The organism is Sinomonas albida, from assembly GCF_004919045.1.
Lineage (GTDB): Bacteria > Actinomycetota > Actinomycetes > Actinomycetales > Micrococcaceae > Sinomonas > Sinomonas albida.
Window position 1 is genome coordinate 58,095 of sequence record NZ_SWDW01000012.1, and the last position, 20,807, is coordinate 78,901.

21 protein-coding genes and 1 tRNA gene are annotated in these 20,807 nt (G+C 68.8%); 19 read left to right on the forward strand and 3 right to left on the reverse strand.

All coding sequences use genetic code 11. The annotated features are described in order from the left end of the window. Positions 1-142: 142 nt before the first annotated feature. Complete coding sequence (locus tag E6A26_RS12870) at positions 143-475, forward strand: ArsR/SmtB family transcription factor (RefSeq protein ID WP_136611601.1); 333 nt, start codon at positions 143-145, stop codon at positions 473-475. Then, positions 468-764 carry a hypothetical protein gene (locus E6A26_RS17940; RefSeq protein ID WP_136611602.1) on the forward strand — a complete coding sequence of 99 codons (297 nt, stop codon included), beginning with the start codon at positions 468-470 and terminating at the stop codon, positions 762-764. The genes E6A26_RS12870 and E6A26_RS17940 overlap by 8 nt, the downstream gene beginning before the upstream one ends. Positions 765-856: 92 nt before the next feature. Here the strand turns inward: E6A26_RS17940 and E6A26_RS12880 are convergent. Next, a tRNA-Leu gene (locus tag E6A26_RS12880) sits at positions 857-940 on the reverse strand. A 164-nt stretch (positions 941-1,104) separates the two neighbouring features. Here E6A26_RS12880 and E6A26_RS12885 point away from each other — a divergent pair. Continuing rightward, entirely contained in the window at positions 1,105-2,427 is a 1,323-nt protein-coding gene (locus E6A26_RS12885) for a M20/M25/M40 family metallo-hydrolase (RefSeq protein WP_136611603.1), read from the forward strand. A gap of 99 nt (positions 2,428-2,526) precedes the next feature. Further along, positions 2,527-3,705 carry an acyl-CoA dehydrogenase family protein gene (locus E6A26_RS12890; protein WP_136611604.1) on the forward strand — a complete coding sequence of 393 codons (1,179 nt, stop codon included), beginning with the start codon at positions 2,527-2,529 and terminating at the stop codon, positions 3,703-3,705. 1 nt (position 3,706) lies between these two features. Here the strand turns inward: E6A26_RS12890 and E6A26_RS12895 are convergent, their stop codons facing one another. Beyond that, positions 3,707-3,937 (reverse strand): DUF5703 family protein, encoded by a 231-nt coding sequence (locus E6A26_RS12895; protein ID WP_136611605.1) that lies wholly within the window; start codon positions 3,935-3,937, stop codon positions 3,707-3,709. An 80-nt stretch (positions 3,938-4,017) separates the two neighbouring features. On the opposite strand from E6A26_RS12895, the gene E6A26_RS12900 reads away from it, so the two are divergent. Both E6A26_RS12900 and mshC read left to right on the forward strand, forming a co-directional pair. Continuing rightward, entirely contained in the window at positions 4,018-4,239 is a 222-nt protein-coding gene (locus E6A26_RS12900) for a hypothetical protein (protein WP_136611606.1), read from the forward strand. A gap of 56 nt (positions 4,240-4,295) precedes the next feature. Then, entirely contained in the window at positions 4,296-5,570 is a 1,275-nt protein-coding gene (gene mshC / locus E6A26_RS12905; protein WP_136611607.1) for a cysteine--1-D-myo-inosityl 2-amino-2-deoxy-alpha-D-glucopyranoside ligase, read from the forward strand. A 58-nt stretch (positions 5,571-5,628) separates the two neighbouring features. Here the strand turns inward: mshC and E6A26_RS12910 are convergent, their stop codons facing one another. Beyond that, positions 5,629-6,528 carry a proteasome assembly chaperone family protein gene (locus tag E6A26_RS12910; RefSeq protein WP_136611608.1) on the reverse strand — a complete coding sequence of 300 codons (900 nt, stop codon included), beginning with the start codon at positions 6,526-6,528 and terminating at the stop codon, positions 5,629-5,631. Between the two features lie 106 nt (positions 6,529-6,634). On the opposite strand from E6A26_RS12910, the gene E6A26_RS12915 reads away from it, so the two are divergent. The 13 genes from E6A26_RS12915 (at position 6,635) to tatA (ending at position 20,772) form a co-directional block, all read left to right on the forward strand. Beyond that, on the forward strand, positions 6,635-7,357 hold the full coding sequence (locus E6A26_RS12915; protein WP_136611609.1) for an HAD family hydrolase: 723 nt from the start codon (positions 6,635-6,637) through the stop codon (positions 7,355-7,357). Then, a complete protein-coding gene (locus E6A26_RS12925) occupies positions 7,354-8,583 on the forward strand; it encodes a site-2 protease family protein (RefSeq protein ID WP_234865456.1) in 1,230 nt (409 codons plus the stop codon). The genes E6A26_RS12915 and E6A26_RS12925 overlap by 4 nt, the downstream gene beginning before the upstream one ends. 46 nt (positions 8,584-8,629) lie before the next feature. After that, a complete protein-coding gene (locus E6A26_RS12930; protein WP_136611610.1) occupies positions 8,630-9,646 on the forward strand; it encodes a tRNA (adenine-N1)-methyltransferase in 1,017 nt (338 codons plus the stop codon). A 197-nt stretch (positions 9,647-9,843) separates the two neighbouring features. Beyond that, positions 9,844-11,544, forward strand: coding sequence for a proteasome ATPase (gene arc / locus E6A26_RS12935; RefSeq protein WP_407695385.1), 1,701 nt, complete (start codon positions 9,844-9,846; stop codon positions 11,542-11,544). Between the two features lie 24 nt (positions 11,545-11,568). Next, a complete protein-coding gene (gene dop / locus E6A26_RS12940) occupies positions 11,569-13,218 on the forward strand; it encodes a depupylase/deamidase Dop (protein WP_234865458.1) in 1,650 nt (549 codons plus the stop codon). A 104-nt stretch (positions 13,219-13,322) separates the two neighbouring features. Continuing rightward, complete coding sequence (locus tag E6A26_RS12945; RefSeq protein ID WP_136611612.1) at positions 13,323-13,520, forward strand: ubiquitin-like protein Pup; 198 nt, start codon at positions 13,323-13,325, stop codon at positions 13,518-13,520. A gap of 8 nt (positions 13,521-13,528) precedes the next feature. After that, entirely contained in the window at positions 13,529-14,338 is an 810-nt protein-coding gene (gene prcB / locus E6A26_RS12950; protein ID WP_136611613.1) for a proteasome subunit beta, read from the forward strand. A gap of 1 nt (position 14,339) precedes the next feature. Further along, a complete protein-coding gene (prcA, locus tag E6A26_RS12955; protein WP_136611614.1) occupies positions 14,340-15,038 on the forward strand; it encodes a proteasome subunit alpha in 699 nt (232 codons plus the stop codon). Positions 15,039-15,102: 64 nt separating this feature from the next. After that, positions 15,103-16,479, forward strand: a complete 1,377-nt coding sequence (pafA, locus tag E6A26_RS12960; protein WP_136611615.1) for a Pup--protein ligase — start codon at positions 15,103-15,105, stop codon at positions 16,477-16,479. A 131-nt stretch (positions 16,480-16,610) separates the two neighbouring features. After that, on the forward strand, positions 16,611-17,540 hold the full coding sequence (locus E6A26_RS12965; RefSeq protein ID WP_136611616.1) for an FKBP-type peptidyl-prolyl cis-trans isomerase: 930 nt from the start codon (positions 16,611-16,613) through the stop codon (positions 17,538-17,540). A 61-nt stretch (positions 17,541-17,601) separates the two neighbouring features. Next, entirely contained in the window at positions 17,602-17,997 is a 396-nt protein-coding gene (locus tag E6A26_RS12970; RefSeq protein ID WP_136611617.1) for an FKBP-type peptidyl-prolyl cis-trans isomerase, read from the forward strand. A 119-nt stretch (positions 17,998-18,116) separates the two neighbouring features. Further along, positions 18,117-20,084, forward strand: coding sequence for a helix-turn-helix transcriptional regulator (locus E6A26_RS12975; RefSeq protein ID WP_136611618.1), 1,968 nt, complete (start codon positions 18,117-18,119; stop codon positions 20,082-20,084). 406 nt (positions 20,085-20,490) lie between these two features. Then, entirely contained in the window at positions 20,491-20,772 is a 282-nt protein-coding gene (gene tatA / locus E6A26_RS12985; protein WP_136611620.1) for a Sec-independent protein translocase subunit TatA, read from the forward strand. The last annotated feature ends 35 nt before the right edge of the window (positions 20,773-20,807 follow it).

The following is a 20,807-nucleotide window of genomic DNA, read 5'->3' on the forward strand; positions in this document are numbered from 1 at the left end:
GCCGGCCAGCCGCAAGCCGGTCGGGCAACTGACCCCACTGCTACTGGCAGCTACTGGTTCCGAGCAACAACGCTTCCGCGGCGGGCACTTTCATTCATGCATGTATTGCCAACTGTTTATACGTGTGCCTAGGCTTTGAGACATGGACGACGGTTCCGCACTGGCCGGCGCAGCGAAGCTGTTCAAGGTCCTCAGTGGGGAGTCAAGGCTCCGCCTGCTGGTCCTTCTCGGCAGGCAGGCGCAGACAGTCGGAGCCCTGTCCGAGTCCAGCGGACTGTCCCAGCCCCTGGTCTCACAGCATCTGCGGACACTCCGCCTCTCCGGCCTGGTCCGGGCCGAGCGGAGCGGGAGGGAAGTGACCTACCACGTGGCCGACCACCACATCAGCCACGTCATCGCAGACGCCCTCGTCCATGCACAGGAGGCGCCGACGGGCGGCGTCGAGACTGAATCGGAAGAGACCCATCATGCCTGAGACCGAAACCCACGCTGAGCACTCCGTCACAGACCACCAGCACGGCCCTGACTGCGGCCACGAGGCCGTCCAGCACGGCGACCACCTCGACTATGTCCACGGAACCCACCACCACGCCCTGCACGGAGACCACTACGACGAGCACGAGTCCGTCGCCGAGCACTCAACCGCCGAGCACCAGCACGGCCCGGACTGCGGCCACGAGGCCGTCCAGCATGGCGATCACCTTGACTACGTCCACGCAGGGCACAAGCACGCCGCCCACGGCGACCACTACGACGAGCACTGAGACTGATTGAGCCGTTGCCCCTGCGGCACGTCAGGCAAAAAAATGACCCCCAACCTGAGAATGTCTTCCAGGTTGGGGGTCATTTCCCTTTGTGCGCGGAGGGGGACTTGAACCCCCACGCCCTAATCGGGCACTAGCACCTCAAGCTAGCGCGTCTGCCATTCCGCCACCCGCGCAGGTAGGCTCCAGGAAGTGTTCGCATGGTGCGATTCCCTCCCGGGCAGCGAAGAAAACTCTACACGATCTGGGCCCGCGGAAGAAATCAGCCGGGGCGCCGTTTGCCCGCTGGGGCCGAAGGCTAGGCTGGGCCTCATCGAACCGTCGTCGCCGAGGAGCTTGCATGATCGACCGCCCAGCCGAAAGCCCGCTTCGCGCCGAGGACGAGGTGGTCCAGATCTGCCAGGACCTCATCCGGTTCGACACGAGCAACTTCGGTGACGGGTCCGGCCCGGGCGAGCGCGCGGCAGCCGAATATGCGGCGGGACTGCTCACGGACGTCGGCCTCGACGCGGAGGTCTTCGAATCGGCGCCGGGACGTGCTTCGGTTGTCGCGCGATTGGAGGGCACCGACCCCACGGCCAGCGCCCTCGTGGTCCACGGCCACCTCGACGTAGTCCCCGCCCAGAAAGACGACTGGACCGTCGACCCGTTCGCGGCCGAGCTCAAGGACGGGCTCATCTGGGGGCGCGGCGCCGTCGACATGAAGGACATGGACGCGATGGTCCTCTCCGTGGTTCGTGAGCTCCAGCGCACGGGGACCCGACCGCGCCGCGACCTCGTGATCGCGATGTTCGCCGACGAGGAGGCCGGCGGCGCGTACGGCGCCCGCTGGGCGGTGGACAACCGGCCCGAGCTGTTCGAGGGCGCGAAAGAGGCCATCAGCGAGGTGGGCGGCTTCTCTGCTGAGATCGGCGGGCGCCGCACCTACATGCTCCAGACCGCGGAGAAGGGCCTCTCGTGGCTCAAGCTCACCGCCTCGGGGCGCGCCGGCCATGGCTCCCAGACCAACACTGAGAACGCCGTGACGCGTCTCGCCCGGGCCGTGAGCCGGATCGGCGAGCACACGTGGCCGATCGAGCTGACCGACACGACACGACGGTTCCTGGACGGGGTCACCGAGCTCACCGGCGTTGAGTTCGACCGCGACAATCCGGAGATCCTCCTGAAGGAACTCGGGACGTTCGCGCGCTTCGTCGGGGCGACGCTCCAGAACACGTCCAATCCCACGATCCTCAGGGCCGGCTACAAGGAAAACGTCATTCCGGGCAGCGCTGAAGCGCGCATCGACGTGCGGACGCTCCCGGGCCAGGACGAGCTCGTGCTCGAGAAGATCAAGGAGCTTGCGGGGGAGGGCGTCGACTTCTCCTATGTGCACCACGACGTGGCGCTCGAGACTCCGTTCGAGGGTGCCTTGGTCGAGTCGATGGTCGGCGCGCTCCAGGCCGAAGACCCCGGCGCGCCCGTCCTTCCGTACACGCTGTCCGGCGGCACGGACAACAAGTCGCTGAGCCGCCTCGGCATCACCGGCTATGGCTTCGCACCGTTGCAGCTGCCCGCCGAGCTGGACTTCGCCGGCATGTTCCATGGGGTCGACGAGCGGGTCCCGGAGGAGTCTCTCCGCTTCGGCGCAAGGGTCCTGCGCCGCCTGCTCACCACGTACTGAGGGCCTGGGCCTCCAGCCCACAGCCCGGCGCCTGCCACGGCAAGGCAAGGCCAGGTAAGGCAAGGCCAAGCCAGCTTGCCGCAACCGAGAGGAGTCGGCGTGAGCCTCGACCCAGCCAGCGTCCTGCCCGATGGGCTCATCGACCGCATCCGCGCTCGTGCGCCGGGCTACGACGAGCGCAACGAGTTCTTCCACGAGGACTTCCATGAGCTCGTCGAGGCCGGCTATCTCAAGGCCTTCGTCGCCCAAGCCGCGGGCGGGCTGGGAGCCAGCCTTGCCGACGTCGTGCGTCTTCAGCGCCGGCTCGCGGCGGCCGCGCCGGCCACCGCGCTCGGGGTCAACATGCACCTCGTGTGGACCGGAGTGGCCCGCGTCTTCGGGGCGCGCGGCGATGCGAGTCTGGACTTCGTGCTCGACGAGGCTGCGGCCGGGGAGGTCTTCTCGTTCGGTATTTCGGAGGCAGGAAACGATTCGGTCCTGTTCGACTCCGTGACGGCGGCCGAGCCGCAGCCCGGCGGGGGCGTCCGCTTCACGGGTACGAAGGTCTTCACGAGCCTCGCGCCGGTCTGGACACGCATGGGGACGTTCGGGAAGGACTCGACGGGCCAGGAGCCCCAGCTCGTCTACGGGTTCATCCGTCGCGACGAGCCTGGGTGGCGTCAACTGGACGACTGGGACACGCTCGGCATGCGCGCGAGCCAGTCCTGCACCACCCTTCTCGAGGGCGCGCTCGCGCCCGAAGAACGAATCGTCCGGCGCCTCCCCGTCGGGCCGAATCCCGACCTGCTCATCTTCGGCATCTTCGCCGTGTTCGAGACGCTGCTCGCGGCGGTCTACACGGGAATCGCTGAACGGGCGCTCGCACTCGGGGTCGAGGCAGCCCATCGGCGCAAGTCCCTCAAGAACGGCGGCCGCCCCTACGCCCAGGACCCGGACATTCGGTGGCAGCTCGCCGATGCGGCGATGGCGGTCGACGGCGTCCTCCCGCAGCTCGAGCGGGTCGCGGAAGACGTGGACGGGCTCGTAGACCGCGGAGCGGCGTGGTTCCCCGCCCTCAGTGGGCTCAAGCACCGCGCGACCGAAACGGCGCGGGCCGTTGTGGACGTCGCGATGCGGGTGGGCGGCGGCGGAGGCTATTTCCGTTCCAGCGAGCTCCAGCGGCTCTACCGGGACGTGGTCGCGGGCCAGTACCACCCGTCGGATCCGGAGTCGGCTCACGCGACCGTGGCGAATGCGCTCTTGGGGCCGCTTGAGGATCCGGCCGTGGGGAGGAACTGAGCTAGGCCGTCCGCTCGACGGCGATGACCCTGCGGCGCAGCCAGTATCTCCGGCCGCCGCCCATGTAGAGACGGCTGCGTTCGAGCTCCCACTTGCCGTACTCGGAGTGCTCCCGCACGCGCTGGCGCGCCTCCGCGATCGACTCGCCGGGCTTGACGGAGAGCACGAGGTACTCGTACTTGCCGTTGGTGGCGCTGTTGGCCGGGCCCGGGCCGAGGATCCGTTCCTTCATGGCCCTCGCTTCCTCCTGAGTGTCCTGTTGCGCCATCCGGCGATCTAGGCAGTCCCTTCGAATCAGATTACCGTGGGCCCATGAGCATCGACCCTCGCGTGGCACTCGGTTCGCTCACGGCGGCGCTCGAAGAGCACCTCGTGGCGGCGTCGTCCCGTCGCGGTGACGACGACCCCGCGGTGGAGGCCGCCTACTTTGCCGTGGCGGACGCCTTCGAGGCCTATTCCGATGCCCTCTACGACGCCTACGGCGAGGACCTCCCCATCGATCTCCTGGACGACGGGGACGAGGAGGAGGGCTAGCGCCCGCATCGGGCGCCGGTTTCGAGCCGCTCTGCCCGGAGCACTAGGCTTGTCGCGTGAAGACTTGGCGCCAGGCCCCGATCCCCTCCCTCCCCGGCAAGAGCGGGAAGATCCGCCTGTGGGATTCGGCGAGCCAGGATATGGCCGAGCTCCCCGAGGCACCCCAGCAGTCGCTCTACGTCTGCGGGATCACGCCGTATGACGCGACCCACCTCGGCCACGCCGCAACCTACGTCGCGTTCGATCTCCTGAACCGGGTGTGGCGGGACGCCGGGAGCACGGTCGCCTACGTCCAGAACACCACCGACGTCGACGACCCGCTTCTCGAGCGCGCCGACGCGACGGGCGTCGACTGGCGCACCCTCGCGAAGCAGCAGATCGAGCTGTTCCAGACGGACATGGAGGCGCTCAACGTCCTCGCCCCGGATCACTACATCGGTGCCGTCGAGTCAATCCCGTGGATCGTTCCGGAGGTCGAGCGGCTTCTCGAGGATGGCCTCGCGTACCAGCTGGCGGGCGCGGAAGGCGAGCCCGACGGCGACGTCTACTACGACGTCACCGAAGCCACGCGCCGCGCGGACTCGCCGGAAGCGTGGCGTCTGGGCACCGTTTCGCACATGACGGTCGCCGAGATGATCGAGGTTTTCGGCGAGCGCGGCGGCGACCCCGAGCGGCCCGGCAAGCACAGCCCCCTCGATCCGATCCTGTGGCGTGAGGCCCGCCTCGGCGAGCCGCACTGGGACGGCGGCAACCTTGGCCGAGGACGCCCTGGCTGGCACATCGAGTGCACGGTCATCGCACAGCGCTTCCTCCCCGCCCCGTTCACGGTCCAGGGCGGAGGCTCGGACCTCGCGTTCCCGCACCACGAGATGGGGGCTGGCCACGCTTGGTCGCTGCACCACGTCCCCCTGGCCGAGCACTTCGCCCACACGGGCATGGTGGGGCTCGACGGCCAGAAGATGAGCAAGTCCCTGGGCAACCTCGTCCTGGTCTCGAGGCTCAGGGCAGCGGGGGAGGAGCCGCAGGCCATCCGGCTCGCGATCCTCGCCAACCACTATCGCTCCGATTGGGAGTGGACCGCAGAGCTCTTCGCGAGCTCGAAGGCCAGGCTCGCGCGCTGGCGCGAGGCCGTGCCGCAGGCGCCGAGGGGCTCGGCGGAGCTCCTGCTCACAGAGATCCGCGAGGCCCTCGCGGACGATCTCGATGCGCCGCGCGCGCTCGCCGCCGTCGACAAGTGGGCCGACGACGCCGTGGCTGCTCGGGCGGGTGAAGCGGCCGACGGCGAACTGGTCGCCGCTGCGCTGGACGCCCTCCTGGGCGTCCGGCTCTAAGGGACGCTCGCGCCGGGCCCACGGCCCCGGACGCCGCACGGCCTGAGCGGCCTCCTGCTCAGGTGGCGGCGCCACCCTCCTTGCCCCGGCGCTTCAGGTAGCGCTCGAACTCGCGCGCGATCGACTCGCCGGTGGCCTCAGGCAGGTCCGCGGTGTCCTTGGCCTCCTCGAGCTGCTGGATGTACGCAGCGATCTCGGGGTCCTCAGTCGCGAGCTCGTTGACCCCGCGTTCCCAGGCTTCCGCGTCCTCGGCGAGCTCATTCGTCTCGAGCGGGATCTGGACCATCTCCTCGATCCGGTGCATGAGCGCAAGCTGTGCCTTCGGCGACGGCGCCTGGGCCACGTAGTGCGGGACGGCCGCCCACAGAGAGATCGTGGGGATCCCGTGGTGGTCCGCCGCGTCGGCGAAGACGCCCACGATCCCCGTCGGGCCTTCATACTGCGACGCCTCGAGGTTGAGCCTCTCGCGCAGGTCTCCCGCTTCGCTCGTCGCGGTCACAGGGATGGGGCGGCTGTGCGGGACGTCCGCGAGGAGAGCGCCGATCACGATCAGATAGTCGACGTCGAGATCCTCGACGTATTCCATGAGCTCTTCCGTGAAGGCGCGCCAGCGGTACGACGGCTCGGTGCCCTGGATGAAGACGAGGTTGATGGGGTAGTCGTCGAGGCGCGCAGTCGAGACGCGAGTAGAGGGCCAGCGGATTCTGCGCCGGCCGGACCCGGAGCGGCGCACGGTGGGCCGGGTGAATTGGAAATCGTAGTAGTCGTCGGCGTCGATCGCCCCGACCTTCTGGGCACCGAACTGCCGCTTGATAGCCCGCACCGCCTCGCTCGCCGCCTCGCCCGCGTCATTCCACCCCTCGAAGGCCGCGAGCATGACCGTGACCCGCTCGCCCTCGGCGGGCGGCGGGAAGAGGCCGAGGTGGGGAGCCGGAGCGTCGGCGTCGAACTCGTTCATCGCTCCAGCCTATGACCAAGCGGCCCGGTTCGCAGGGTGGTTCCGAGGCGCAGGCCCGAGTTTCGCGGAGGGAGGACACCCTGCCCGTCCCCGTAGACTGGTTCATATGCGCCTTCCCGACGAACTCGACGCTGCCCGTCTGCGTGCCGTCCTCTGGGACATGGACGGAACCCTTGTCGACACCGAGCCCTATTGGATCGTGGCCGAGCACGAGCTGGTGGAGTCGTTCGGCGGCCAGTGGAGCCACGAACAGGCCATGCGTCTCGTGGGGCAGGCACTTCCGACGTCGGCGGCCATGCTCCGCGAAGCCGGGGTGGAGCTCGAGATCAGGGAGATCATCGACCGCCTCACGGCGAGGGTGATCGAGCAGCTGGCCAAGGCTGTTCCCTGGCGCCCGGGCGTCCGCGAACTCCTCGACGCGCTGCGCGGCGCGGGGGTTGAATGCGCCCTCGTCACGATGTCCGAGCGGCCCATGGTCGAGCGCATCCTCGCCCATCTTCCGGCGGATACGTTCCGCGCGGTGATCACGGGCGACAGCGTGTCTCGCGGCAAGCCTGACCCCGAGCCGTACCTCGCCGGCTTCGCCCACCTGGCGGCGTCACTTGCGGACCTCGAACCGTCCCAGTGCGTGGCCATCGAGGACTCCCTCCCGGGCGCGACCTCGGCCGTGGCCGCGGGACTCACCACGATTGTGGTGCCCAACGCCGTGGCGATCCCCGCCGAGCTGGGTGCCGCCCAGTGGTCCACCCTCGAGGGCCGCACCGTTGACGACGTCGCAGCCCTCCTCGAGCGCGCGACGTCGACCTTGGCCGGGCAGGGGCACGCATGAGTGCCGGACCCGAGGGCCAGCCCAATCCCGAGGGCCAGCCCAACCCCGAGGGCCAGCCGCACCCCGAAGGCCAGCGCAACCCCGAGGGCCAGCGCCACGCCGCAGAGGGACGGTCGCGGGACGGGATCCCGCTGGGACGGATCGCAGGGGTCCCCGTATACCTCGCTTACTCGTGGTTCCTCATTGCGGGCTTCACGGTGGTCGTCTACGGCCCCACGCTCGCAGCGCGCGAGCCGCAGCTCGGAACAGGGGCCTACTTTGTGGCCTTCGCCTACGCCGTGCTGCTCCTGGTCTCGGTACTGATCCACGAGCTCGCGCACGCCCTGAGCGCGCGGGCGTTCGGCTGGCCGAGCCAGAAGATCGTGCTCAACCTGTGGGGCGGGCATACGCAGTTCGAGACCTTCACGGCGTCCCCAGGGCGCTCGGTGGTCGTGGCGCTCGCGGGTCCCGCGGCGAACTTTGTGCTCGCAGGTGCCGCATGGATCCTCATCAACGCTGCCGAGCCGACCGGCGTCGCGGCAATCCTCGCGAACATCTTCATGTGGGCGAACTTCCTCATTGGGGTCTTCAACGTCCTTCCCGGCCTGCCGCTTGACGGCGGTCGCCTTGTCGAGAGCATCGTGTGGCGCCTCACGGGGTCCCAGGAGAGGGGCACGATCGCGGCCGGCTGGGCCGGACGCGTGGTCGTGGCCGCCATCGTCTTCTTCGGCCTCGTGCTGCCGTGGCTGCAGGGTCAAGGCATCGACATCTCGTTCACGCTCGTGCTGCTGCTCGTCGCGGCCTTCCTCTGGCAGGGAGCCAGCGCCTCCATCCGCAACGCGGGGTTCCGCAGCCGCCTTCCCAACGTCGTGGCAGGCCAGCTCGCCGTCGCCGCCGTGGGCGTGCCCAACTTCGCCACCGTGGAGCAGGCCGTCGAGGCAGGCGCGGGCCAGGGCGTCGTCGTCGTCCTCTGTGCGCCGGACGGCAAGCCGCAAGGCGTCGTCGACCCCACGGCCATCGCGCGCGTCCCGGAGCCGGCCCGCGCGAGCACCCCGGTGACCGCCGTGGGCTATGCGCTCGCGCCGGGCGCCTACGTTCCCGAGAGTGCCGGGGGCCAAGAGCTCGTCCAATACCTCGCCCAGCTCCAGGGCACCGAATACGCCGTCGTCGACGCCACGGGACGCGTCGTCGGGCTGCTCAGCCAGCGCGCCGTCGTCGCGGCCATCTCGGGCCGGCCCGCTCGCTAGCGGCAGCGTCGCCTCCCGCGCACCCGCATCCAGCAAGAAGGAAACCATGACCCACAGCAGCACGCCGTCCTCCTCCGCGCTCGTCCCGGAGCCGACCGGAGCCGCGATGCGCCGCGGGCCGTTCCGAGTCGGCGAGCGCGTGCAGCTCACGGACGAGCGCGGACGGATGAACACGATCACCCTCGAGGCAGGGGGAGCGTTCCACACCCACAAGGGCTTCCTGAACCACGACGCCGTCATCGGCCTTCCGGACGGCTCGGTCGTCACCAATACCGCGGGCCACCAGTATCAGGCCCTCCGCCCCCTCCTGTCTGACTTCGTGCTCTCGATGCCGCGCGGCGCGGCCGTGGTCTACCCCAAGGACGCGGGCCAGATCGTCACGATGGCAGACGTCTTCCCAGGCGCCCGCGTGGTCGAGGCGGGGGTCGGCTCGGGCGCACTGTCGATCTCGCTCCTGCGGGCGGTGGGCGACGGCGGCTACCTCCATTCGTTCGAACGGCGCCAGGAATTCGCCGACATCGCGCGCGGGAACGTCGAGACGATCTTCGGCGGACCGCATCCCGCGTGGCGCATCTCGCTGGGGGACTTCCAGGACGAGGTCGTCAAGGCCGAGGAGCCTGGAAGTGTCGACCGCGTGGTGCTCGACATGCTGGCCCCGTGGGAGTGCCTCGATGCGGTGGCCACCGTCCTCGCTCCCGGGGGCGTCTGGATCAACTACGTCGCGACGGCGACCCAGCTGTCGCGCACGGCCGAGGCCATCAGGGCCGACGGGCGCTTCACGGAACCCGATGCGTGGGAGTCGATGGTCCGCGGGTGGCACCTCGAGGGGCTAGCGGTGCGGCCGGAGCACCGCATGGTCGGGCACACTGGCTTCCTTCTCGTCGCGCGGCGGCTCGCCGACGGCGTCGAGCCGCTCGTGCGGAAGAAGCGTGTCAAGACGGAGTTCACCCAAGAGGACCTCAATGCGTGGACGCCCGAGTCCGTCGGCGAGCGCCAAGTGTCAGATCGGAAGCTGCGCCGGGCGGCCCGAGATGCAAGGGCTGGACGAGCCGAAGAAGACTGAGCTTTCCCGCCCGGATGCTTTCACGCCGCTCAAACGTTGCGTCAATGTAACGCTTAGCGTCTCTTGTTCTCAGAGTCGTTTGCTCGGGACACAGTGGGGCTAGTGTCGAAGTATCGGAACATTCCGAGCCACGAGAGGGTGTGAGAGTCATGGAAGAGCGCGAGGGGACTGGAGCTGGGCGCGAGGACGCCGCCCGCATGAGCGCGGAGCAGGTGGGAGTCCTCGAGCGTCAGGTCAATGTCCTCCGGGACAAGCTTCGGGCGGTGGACCGGCAGCTTTCCGCAGCCACGTCCAACAACACCCGCATGGCCGAGATGCTCCAGACGGCGAAGACCGAGATCGTGCGGCTCAAGTCCGCCCTCGAGCACGAGGGCCAGCCGCCCTACAGCTACGGGACGGTCGTCCAGCTCAACCGCCGCCGCCCGGCCGGAGGCGCTGCTGCCGCCGTCACGGACGAGAGCGCGGACGTGGTGACGGCCGGCCGCAAGATCCGGGTCGGGCTGAGCCCCCTCGTGGCCTTCAATGAGCTCAGCGTCGGGCAGGAGGTCCTGCTCAACGAGGCGTTCGAGGTGGTCGCGGGACTCGGCTACGAGCGTTCGGGCGAGCTTGTGACCGTCAAGGAGATCCTCGGCGCCGACCGGGTCCTCGTGATCGGGCGCGGCGACGAGGAACGAGTCGTGCGCCTTTCGGGCCCGCTCCTGCTCGAGCAGCTCCGCGTCGGCGATGCCGTGTCCGTGGACAATCGCACGCAGACGGCGCTCGAGAAGGTGCCACGGTCCGAGGTCGAGAATCTCGTCCTCGAAGAGGTCCCCGACATCAGCTACGACGACATCGGCGGCCTCGCGTCCCAGATCGAGCAGATTCGTGACGCCGTGGAGCTCCCGTTCCTGCACCCGGGCCTGTACCGCGAGCACGGACTGAAGGCACCCAAGGGCATCCTCCTGTACGGCCCTCCGGGCTGCGGCAAGACGCTCATCGCGAAGGCCGTGGCGAACTCGCTCGCTGCGCGGGCCATGGAGCGGGCCGGTGGCCAGGACATCAAGAGCTACTTCCTCAACATCAAGGGTCCCGAGCTCCTCGACAAGTACGTTGGGGAGACCGAGCGGCACATCCGCCTGATCTTCTCGCGGGCCCGGGAGAAGGCTTCGGACGGAAGCCCCGTGGTCGTCTTCTTCGACGAGATGGACTCCTTGTTCCGCACGCGTGGTACGGGTGTCTCATCCGACGTCGAGACCACGATCGTCCCTCAGCTCCTGAGTGAGATCGACGGCGTCGAGCGGCTCGACAACGTCATCGTCATCGGCGCCTCCAACCGTGAGGACATGATCGATCCGGCGATCCTCCGACCCGGCCGCCTGGACGTCAAGATCAAGATCCAGCGTCCCGACGCCGAGGCCGCAGCGGACATCTTTTCGAAGTACCTCACGGAGGAGCTTCCGATCCACGCGTCGGATCTCGCTGAGCACGGCGGTGACCGGTCGGCCACGGTGAACATGATGATCCAGCGCACGGTTGAGGCCATGTACTCGACCGACAAGGTCAACGAGTACCTCGAGGTGACGTACGCCAACGGCGACACCGAGATCCTCTACTTCAAGGACTTCAACTCGGGGGCCGTGATCCAGAACGTCGTGGACCGGGCCAAGAAGTCCGCGATCAAGGATCTCCTGCTGACGGGCTCGAAGGGCATCCGCGTGGAGCACCTGCTCCGGGCTGTGGCCGACGAATTCCGCGAGCACGAGGACATGCCGAATACGACGAACCCCGACGACTGGGCGCGGATCTCAGGCAAGAAGGGCGAGCGCATCACCTACATCCGCACGATCGTGCAGGGCAAAGGCGGGAGTGAGCCCGGAAAGTCCATCGAGACGGCGCAGAGCACGGGCCAGTACCTGTGACCCTGGGTCGCGAGGGGGAGTGACATGTCAAGCACTGACCACGGACCCGAGGGACTGCCGGCCGGCGGGGCGCTGCGCGTCATGGGCTCGGAGACTGAATACGGCATCCACGCGCCGTCCGCTCCGGGCGCCAATGCGACGTACCTGTCCTCGCAGGTGATCGCGTCCTATGCGAAGCTCACGCGCGAACGCCTGCACGCCTCGCCGGGGGCAGGTTGGGACTACACGGACGAGACGCCGTTGCGCGACGCCCGCGGGTGGTCGGTGCGGCGCACTCAGGCGCATCCGGATCTCCTGACGGACATGGAGCCTGTCCTGACGGCTGAGGGCGTGGCCCTCGCACATGGTCCGGCCGAGCTCGAGCTCGACGGGGACCAGGAACCCGCCCTCATGAACCTAGTGCTGGGCAATGGTGCGCGGCTCTACGTCGACCACGCGCACCCCGAATACTCGAGCCCCGAGGTCACGAACCCGCTCGATGCCGTGGCGTGGGACGCGGCGGGCGACGTCGTGGTGCTCGCGGCCGTGCGAGTCCTCGCGGGCGATCAGGAGCGCGGGCCGATCAACCTCTACAAGAACAACACGGACGGCAAGGGCGCCTCGTACGGATCCCACGAGAACTACCTCGTGCCGCGGGCCGTCCCATTTGCCGACTTGGTCAAGGGCCTCACGCCGTTCTTCGTCTCGCGGCAGCTCATGTGCGGGGCGGGACGAGTTGGAATCGGCCAGGACGGCCGCACCCCCGGCTATCAGATCAGCCAACGGGCCGACTTCTTCGAGGCGGAGGTCGGGCTTGAGACCACGATGCGCCGCCCGATCATCAACACGAGGGACGAACCCCACTCTGTGGCCGACAAGTACCGGCGCCTCCACGTCATCGTGGGCGACGCGAACTGCAGCCACGTGGCCAACTACCTCAAGTTCGGGACCACGGCAATGGTGCTCAGCCTCATCGAGGCCGGCGCCTGCCCGGCGGTCGAGATCCATGAGCCGGTTGCCGCGATGCACCGGCTCAGCCACGACACCGGGCTCCGGGAGACGGTGCGGCTGCTGGATGGCCGCCGGCTCACGGGGCTCGAGCTGCAGTGGGTCTATTTCGAGGCTGCCGCCAAGCTCGCCGCCGATGCCGGCGTCGCGGCCGAGCACGGTGGAGACGGTCACACGGCCGCGGTCCTCCGACTGTGGGAGCGCGCGCTCACCGACCTTGAGTCGGGGCCGGACGCAGCGGCGGGGTACGTCGAATGGGCTGCCAAGCAGAGGGTGCTCGAGGGCTACCGTGCGCGGGACGGCCTCGCGTGGGACGATGCTCGGCTTGGGCTCGTGGACATCCAGTGGTCCGACGTCCGCCCCGAGCGCGGCCTCGCGCACCGCCTGCTCTCGAAGGGGAGTCTCGAGCGCCTGGTCGAGGACGTCGACATCGCGCGCGCGTCGATTGACCCGCCCGCAGACACTCGTGCCTGGTTCCGAGGGAAGAGCATCCAGCGCTTCCCTGCGAATGTCGCGAGCGCGAGCTGGGACTCGGTCGTGTTCTCGCCGCCGGGGAGCTACCGCCTTCAGCGCGTCCCCACGCGTGAGCCGCTGCGTGGGACTAGGGCTCTCACCGAGGCTTTGTTCGAGGAGCATCCGAGCATCGAGGGCTTTCTCACGGCCCTCCTGGGGGAGCGCCACACCTAGCGCGGAGGCCCGCTCCCGCGGGAGGATCCGCCCGCATGAAAGAGTGACAGTATAGGTTTCACAGCCCGCTGCAGAGGCGGCGAGCTCGACGCAAGGAGGCGGCTATGGCCGGTCAGGAGCAGAAGAGCAGCCAGTCACGGGATGAAGCCGAAGACGTCGAGCCGGGCACGCCGGCGCCGGCTGCACCCCAGGCGTCCGAGGCGACGGAGGGCGTGGACGACCTTCTGGACGAGATCGACGGCGTCCTCGAGAGCAACGCCGAGGAATTCGTCCGCGGGTTCGTCCAGAAGGGCGGCCAGTAGGCGCCGGGATGAACGACTTCCTCGCGGAACGAGTCGCGGCGCAAGCGACTTCGTCCTTCACCGAGCATCTTGCGGCGGCACGCCCTGAACTGCTGCCCTCCAACCGAGTCCTGCCCACGGACGCCTCGCATCTGGCGCCGCACGGCACGACGGTCGTCGCGATGTCCTTCGCGGGCGGCGTCCTCATGGCCGGCGATCGCCGCGCGACGATGGGGAGCATGATCGCGAGCCGACACATCGAGAAGGTCTTCCCGGCCGATCAGTACTCGGTACTCGGCATCGCCGGGACGGCGGGCCTCGCGGTCGACATCGTCCGCCTCTTCCAGGTCGAGCTCGAGCATTACGAGAAGATCGAGGGCACGCTGCTGAGTCTCGAGGGCAAGGCCACGCGGCTCGGCGCGATGATCCGCTCGAACCTCGGCCTCGCACTCCAGGGACTCGCCGTGGTCCCGCTCTTCGCGGGATTCGACCTCGAACAGAGCATGGGCCGGCTGTTCTCCTACGACGTCACGGGCGGGCGCTACGAGGAGCTCGAGCACCATTCGGTGGGCTCCGGCTCGGTCTTCGCACGCGGCGCCCTCAAGAAGCTGTGGCGCCCGGGGCTTTCCGAGGCCGAGGCCGTGCGCGTCGGTGTCGAGGCGCTGTTCGATGCGGCCGACGACGATTCCGCGACGGGCGGCCCCGATCCTGTCCGCCAGCTCTGGCCGGTCGTGTACACGGTGACCCGGACGGGGCACCGGCGGGCGCCGGAGCACGAGCTGGCGCGGGTGGCGGGAGACATCTTCGAGCAACGCAGCATCGCCGGACGAGAGGCCTGAGATGACGCAGCAGTTCTACGTCTCGCCCGAGCAGATCATGAAGGACCGGGCGGACTTCGCACGGAAGGGCATCGCGCGAGGCCGCTCCGTCGCCGTGCTGAGCTGCCGGGACGGGATCGCCCTGGTCGCGGAGAATCCGTCCCCATCACTCCACAAGATCGGCGAGATCTACGACAAGATCGCGTTCGCGGCCGTCGGCAAGTACAACGAGTTCGAGAGCCTTCGTCAGGCGGGCGTGAGGTACGCCGACGTCCGCGGCTATTCGTACGACCGCGTGGACGTCACGGGCCGCGGGCTCGCGAGCGTCTACGCCCAGAGCCTCGGCGCTGTCTTCACCGCAGAGCAGAAGCCGTTCGAGGTCGAGCTCACCGTGGCCGAGGTGGGGCACGACGTCGGCTCCGACCATCTCTTCCGTCTCACCTTCGACGGATCGATCGCCGACGAGCGCCGCTTCGTCGTGATGGGCGGCGCGGCCGAGCGGGTTGCCGAGGCTGTCATCGACGGGTGGAGCGCGGAGGCTTCCTTCGCGGAGGCGATCCAGCTCGCAGCGAAGGCATTGCGCGAGGATCGCACCGAGACGCAGCTGAGCCTCGAGGTCGCCGTGCTCGACCGCAACTCCGAGACCGAGCGGGGCGCCCGGCGCGCGTTCCGCCGCATCGGGCCCGACGAGCTCCATGAGCTCCTGACGGGACCCATCTAGCCAGGTTGCATCGTCTGTCCTGACCGTCGCCGGTTAGGCCATCCTCGCTCACGGAAGGAGCCGCGTGGACCGCCGCATCTTTGGAGTGGAGACCGAATTCGGGATCGCCTACTCGAGCCCTCAGGGCCGGCCGCTCGCCCCCGAGGAGGTTGCGCGCTACCTGTTCAGGAAGGTCGTGAGCTGGGGGCGTTCGTCCAACGTGTTCCTCGGCAACGGCTCCAGGCTCTACCTCGACGTCGGTTCCCACCCGGAGTACGCGACCGCGGAATGCGACGACGTGGCCCAGCTCGTGGCGCACGACCGCGCGGGAGAGCGAATCCTCGTAGAGCTCATCGACGAGGCGCAGAAACGGCTCCACGAGGAGGGGTTCGATGGAAGCGTCTACCTCTTCAAGAACAACACGGACACGGCGGGGAACTCGTACGGCAGCCACGAGAATTACCTCATCCCGCGCCGCACCGAGTTCTCCCGGCTCGCGGAGATCCTCATCCCGTTCCTCGTCACGCGCCAGCTCCTGTGCGGCGCGGGCAAAGTCCTCCGCACTCCCCACGGTCCGATCTACGCGTTCTCGCAGCGCGCCGACCACATCTGGGAGGGCCTCTCCTCGGCGACCACCCGATCGCGCCCCATCATCAACACCCGGGACGAACCGCACGCCGACGCCGAGCACTTCCGCCGCCTGCATGTCATCGTGGGGGACTCCACGATGTCGGAGACGACCACCATGATGAAGCTCGGCACCGTGGACCTCGTGCTGCGCATGATCGAGTCGGGGATCATCATGCGCGATCTCCGCATGGAGAACCCGATCCGGAGCATCCGGGAGATCTCCCACGACCTGTCGGGACGCGCCGTCGTCCGCCTCGCCAACGGTTCGGAGCTCACGGCGCTCGAGATGCAGCGCGTCTACCTCGAGAAGGTGAGCCAGTTCGTCCAGCAGTACGGCGCGCACACGCCGCACGTCCCGCGCATCCTCGATCTGTGGGACCGCACCCTCACGGCGATCGAGTCCGGCGACACGTCCGGGATCGACACCGAGGTGGACTGGGCCATCAAGAAGAAGCTCATCGACTCCTACTGCTCTCGCAACGACGTGGATCTCGATTCAGCCCGGGTCGCACAGCTCGACCTCACGTACCACGACATCAGCCCGGAGCGCGGGCTCTTCTTCCTCCTGCAGCGTCGCGGGGCGGCCGCGAGGCTCGTCGACGACTCGGACATCGCGACGGCCGTCCAGTCCCCGCCGCAGAGCACTCGCGCCCGCCTCCGTGGCCGCTTCGTGCAGGCTGCCCAGGCCGCAGGTGCCGACTACACGGTGGACTGGGTCCATCTCAAGCTCAACGACCGCGCACACCACACCATCCTGTGCAAGGATCCGTTCGCGAATGAGGACTCGCGCGTCGACGAGCTGCTCGAGACGCTCCGGCCGTTTTCCGGCTGATTCCATCCGAAAGGTAGGGTATCCGGCGAGGGTGAGGGCTCCTTCACAGGCAGACTCGTTACCCTAGTGACGGCCCATGGGCCTCTACCTCCGCCACGACCGTGGCGGGGACCCCCACAGGAAGTAGATCAGTGCGCCGACTCATTGCGCTCTTGCTGCCGCTCGCGCTGCTCATGGCGGGCTGCAGCTCCGGAAGCTCGTCGTCGAGCGAGCCGACCAGCCAGTCCGCCGGTGATGTCAACGCCTTGAGCTCGCTCAAGGTGACGGCCAACGACACGAAGGCCCCGACGGTCGACTTCACCAAGCCGCTGAAGGTTTCGAGCCTCACGATCAAGATGGTCCAGGAGGGATCTGGTGCGCGCGTGAAGGCGGGCCAGTCCGCGACCGTGAGCGTCCTCGCCCTCAAGGGGACCGACGGAAGCACCCTCGGCGACTCGTTCAGCCAGGACCAGCCTGAGAAGGTTCCGGTCGACGACAGCCTCAAGCAGCAGAATTCGGCGCTGTACAACGCGCTTGTCGGTGCCAAGGTCGGCTCCTACCTCGCCTACGCGACCCCGCCCGTGAGCGCCGAGCAGGGCGGCGACGGGACCACGACGCTCCTCATCCTCAAGGTGACCGACGCGAAGGACGTTCCGTCTCCGCTGAGCAAGCCGTCTGGCGACACCGTGACGCCGCCGGCCGGGCTGCCCAAGGTCACCGAGGACTCGAAGGGCGTCCCGCAGATCGACGTCAAGGGCGCTGCGAAGCCGACCCAGCTCGTTTCGCAGGACCTCATCAAGGGCAAGGGCGCCACGGTTCAGGCCACGGATACGATCGTGGCCAACTACGTGGGCGTGAACCTCTCGGACGGCACCAAGTTCGACTCGAGCTTTGACCGCGGCACCCCGGCGACGTTCGGGCTCGGCCAAGTCATCGAGGGGTGGACGAAGGGGCTCACCGGGAAAACCGTGGGCTCGCGTGTTCTCCTCGTGATTCCTGCGGCCCAGGCCTATGGCGATCAGGGCCAGGGGCAGGCGAAGGGCGATCTGGTCTTCGTCGTCGACATTCTGGGCATCCAGTAACGGCCGCACCGCCACCCCGACGCGATTCCCACCGACACGATTCCACAGAGAGGAACACATCATGTCCTTCGGACAGCGTGAGTATGACCGGCAGAAGCCGGAGATCGACTTCCCCGAAGGCCCCGTGCCCGCGGAGCTGAAGATCGTCGACCTCATCGAGGGCGAGGGCCGCGAGGTCGCCGCAGGCGACAACGTGTCCGCGCATTACGTGGGAGTGGCCTGGTCCACCGGCGAGGAGTTCGACGCGAGCTGGAACAACGGCCGGCCGCTCGACTTCCGCGTGGGCGTCGGCCAGGTCATCCAGGGCTGGGACCAGGGCCTTCTCGGCATGAAGCTCGGTGGCCGCCGCCGGCTCGAGATCCCCTCGGAGCTCGCCTACGGTTCGGCCGGTGCCGGCGGGGTCATCGCGCCGAATGAGGCGCTCATCTTTGTCGTCGACCTCGTCGGAGTTCGCTGACGCTCGACTTGTGGTCGACCTCGTCGGAGTTCGCTGACGCGACCATGACCGAAGATCCCGTGGGGCGCGGGCGGCACAAGCCGCCCGCGCCCCGCGGGCGTTCCCGGTAGTCTGCCGATGTGTCCCAGAAGAAGACCGAACGTCTCCTGAACCTCCTGATCGCCCTCCTGCACACCGAACTCGGCATCTCTCGCGAGCGCCTCCTCCGGGACGTCTACGGGTGGGTTCCGGGAGCCGAGCGGGACAGGGAGGCGGTCGAGCGCCAATTCGAGCGCGACAAGGCCGACCTCCGGGCCCTCGGGGCCGAAGTCGCGGAGCGCCAGGGTTACGAGCGCGAGGACAGTGGCGCCACGACGTCGCTCTATCGCATCGATCCGCGCAACTTCAGGCTGCCGGAGATCGAGTTCACGCCGCAGGAGCAGCAGCTCCTCGCCCTAGCCGGCCTCGCGACGCAGGGCGCCCGCTCAGGCGCGTCCGCGCGCGCGGCCCTCCGCCGGCTCGAGGCCGCGGGCGCGCTGCCGGACTCGCCGCCGTCGCTCGTCCAGCCGCGCGTGAGGGTCGACGACCCTCGCTACGCCGCCCTCGCCGACGCCGCCTCTCGCCGAGCCGAGGTGACCTTCGAGTACTACGCGACGAGCACCGGCCGGCAGGAAGAGCGCCGCGTTCAGCCGTGGGGACTGGGGCAGCGTTACGGCCAGTGGTACCTCGTGGGGTTCGACACCGGGCGCGGGGCCCCGCGCGTCTTCCGCCTGTCGAGGATTCGCGGCCGGATCGGCGTCGGCGCCGACGGCGCGTTCGCCCCGCCCGCGGAAGGGGCAGTCCACGCCGAGCTCGAGGGCTTCGACGCGCTTCCCACCCGCTCCGCGAGGATTCGGATCGCCGAAGGCCGAGCGCTCGAACTCCGCACGGCCTGGACGCCGGTGGAATCCGACGCACCTGACGGCTGGGAGGTCGGCGAATACGCCTTCCGGGATCTCACCGTGGCCGCGGACTATTTGGCTGGCTTCGGCGACGCCCTCGTCGTCGAGTCGCCAGCGGAACTCGCGGACGCCGTCGTCCGTCGGTTCGAAGGCGCGCTCGCCGCCCTCGGGAGCGGGGGAGCGCTCCCGGTGCCCGCTGCCGCGGCCCGCAGGTCCAGGCCGTCCGACGAGCGGCTCAGCCGCATCGTGGACCTCGTGCCATACCTCCTCCGCGGCCCGGTCGCGGTCGAGGAGGCGGCAGCGAGATACGGGATGACGGAGCGGGAGCTCACCCAAGAGCTTTCGGTGCTGCAGTACTCGGGCCCCACCGACCTGGGCGGCTGGCAGGACTGCATCGAGGTGGACGTGCACGAGGGCATCGTGAGCCTCGCGAACGCGCCCGAGCTCTCGCTCCCGCGCAGGCTCAGCATCGAGGAGGCGCTCTCGCTCCAACTGGGCCTCCAGACGCTGCTCCCGATGGCTTCCCCGGAGGAGCGGCCAGCGCTCGAGGCGCTCGCCGAGAAGGTGGGCGTGGCCACGATCCAGGGCGCTCGCTCGGTGCCACAGATCGATGTGAAGGCCGAGCCGCAGCGGAACGCCGAGCTCCTGCCCGTCCTGCGCGCCGCCGTCGCGGACGGCGCCACGCTCCGGCTGACCTATCTCAACCCGACCAAGGATGAGCGGTCCGAGCGCTTCGTCAATCCGCTCGCCCTGCGCTCGGACGGCGACCGGTGGTACGTCGAGGCCTACTGTCATCGGGTCGAGGAGCGCCGCGTGTTCCGCGTGGACCGCATCGTCGAACTCGAGCCGAGCCAGCAGCTCCCTCTGCCCGAGGGGGTCGCACCGCGGGCGGAGGACTGGCTCGTCGAGCCGAGCGCCTCGGACGTCGAGGCCGTCCTGCGGCTGGCTCCCGAGGCCCTCTGGGTCGAGCACGAGTACGGAGCATACGACGGCGTCGACCTCGAGGACGGGGGCCGGCGCGTCCGACTGCGCGTCGCTCGCCTCGATTGGCTTCCCCGGTTCCTCGCGCAGTTCGGGGGATCGGTCGCGCTCGAGGGACCGGAGGCTGCCGTAGAGGCGGCGCGTTCGTGGTTCATGCGTGCGCTGCGTGCGGCGCAGAACGGATAGGCTCTTCCTCGTGCCGTGGTGGTTCTGGATCCTTCTGTGGGCGGCGCTGCTGGTCGGCAGCGCTGTCGCCTTGGCGCTGGGCTGCTTCTGGCTCGTGCGGAAGGCGCTCCGGACGCTGAGCGACGCAGGCGAGAGCCTCGCGGGGATCGGCTCAGGCGCGCGGCCGGTGCTTCGTGATGCAACGGACGACGGCGCAGACTCGCCGCGCGAGGCCAGCGGACCCGCGCCTGGAAGCGCCGTATTCGGGGATCCAGACGAAATGCTAAGCGCCTATCGGCGCGGCAAATCAGAGCGGCGCGACGCGCGCCGGGCCCGACGCGTTGCCCGCCGGGCAGCTCGTGGGCAAGCGCAGTCCCTGAGTGACCTCGGACTCATCTAGACTTGCAGTAGAAGGAAAGGACTTCTTGTGGGACGACTCTTCGATAGCCCGTGGCCTATCGTCATCATCATCGTTGTGGCGCTTCTGCTCTTTGCGGCGCCCAAGCTTCCCGGCATGGCTCGCAGCCTCGGGCAGTCCATGCGCATTCTGCGTTCTGAGGTCAAGGAGATGAGGAGCGAAGACGGCAAGTCGTCTTCGTCGTCGTCCTCCTCGAAGTCAGGCGAGGGCCCCGTCGAGGGCAAGGTCATCCCGCCCAAGGGCGCTGACGAGGGCGACGGCAACTCCGCCGGCCCGTCCCAGCGCGCCTGAGCGTGACCGCCGCCAAGGGGCGGAAGGCCAATCCC

Bases quoted from the DNA above. Each gene is read 5' to 3' on its own strand.
- E6A26_RS12945 (WP_136611612.1), top strand. From the start codon at position 13,323: ATGGCCGGTCAGGAGCAGAAGAGCAGCCAGTCACGGGATGAAGCCGAA.
- dop (WP_234865458.1), top strand. From the start codon at position 11,569: ATGTCAAGCACTGACCACGGACCCGAGGGACTGCCGGCCGGCGGGGCG.
- E6A26_RS12925 (WP_234865456.1), top strand. From the start codon at position 7,354: ATGAGTGCCGGACCCGAGGGCCAGCCCAATCCCGAGGGCCAGCCCAAC.
- E6A26_RS12930 (WP_136611610.1), top strand. From the start codon at position 8,630: ATGACCCACAGCAGCACGCCGTCCTCCTCCGCGCTCGTCCCGGAGCCG.
- E6A26_RS12910 (WP_136611608.1), bottom strand. From the start codon at position 6,528: ATGAACGAGTTCGACGCCGACGCTCCGGCTCCCCACCTCGGCCTCTTC.
- arc (WP_407695385.1), top strand. From the start codon at position 9,844: ATGAGCGCGGAGCAGGTGGGAGTCCTCGAGCGTCAGGTCAATGTCCTC.
- prcA (WP_136611614.1), top strand. From the start codon at position 14,340: ATGACGCAGCAGTTCTACGTCTCGCCCGAGCAGATCATGAAGGACCGG.
- E6A26_RS12895 (WP_136611605.1), bottom strand. From the start codon at position 3,937: ATGAAGGAACGGATCCTCGGCCCGGGCCCGGCCAACAGCGCCACCAAC.
- prcB (WP_136611613.1), top strand. From the start codon at position 13,529: ATGAACGACTTCCTCGCGGAACGAGTCGCGGCGCAAGCGACTTCGTCC.
- E6A26_RS12900 (WP_136611606.1), top strand. From the start codon at position 4,018: ATGAGCATCGACCCTCGCGTGGCACTCGGTTCGCTCACGGCGGCGCTC.
- E6A26_RS12915 (WP_136611609.1), top strand. From the start codon at position 6,635: ATGCGCCTTCCCGACGAACTCGACGCTGCCCGTCTGCGTGCCGTCCTC.
- E6A26_RS12885 (WP_136611603.1), top strand. From the start codon at position 1,105: ATGATCGACCGCCCAGCCGAAAGCCCGCTTCGCGCCGAGGACGAGGTG.
- E6A26_RS12970 (WP_136611617.1), top strand. From the start codon at position 17,602: ATGTCCTTCGGACAGCGTGAGTATGACCGGCAGAAGCCGGAGATCGAC.
- E6A26_RS17940 (WP_136611602.1), top strand. From the start codon at position 468: ATGCCTGAGACCGAAACCCACGCTGAGCACTCCGTCACAGACCACCAG.
- E6A26_RS12870 (WP_136611601.1), top strand. From the start codon at position 143: ATGGACGACGGTTCCGCACTGGCCGGCGCAGCGAAGCTGTTCAAGGTC.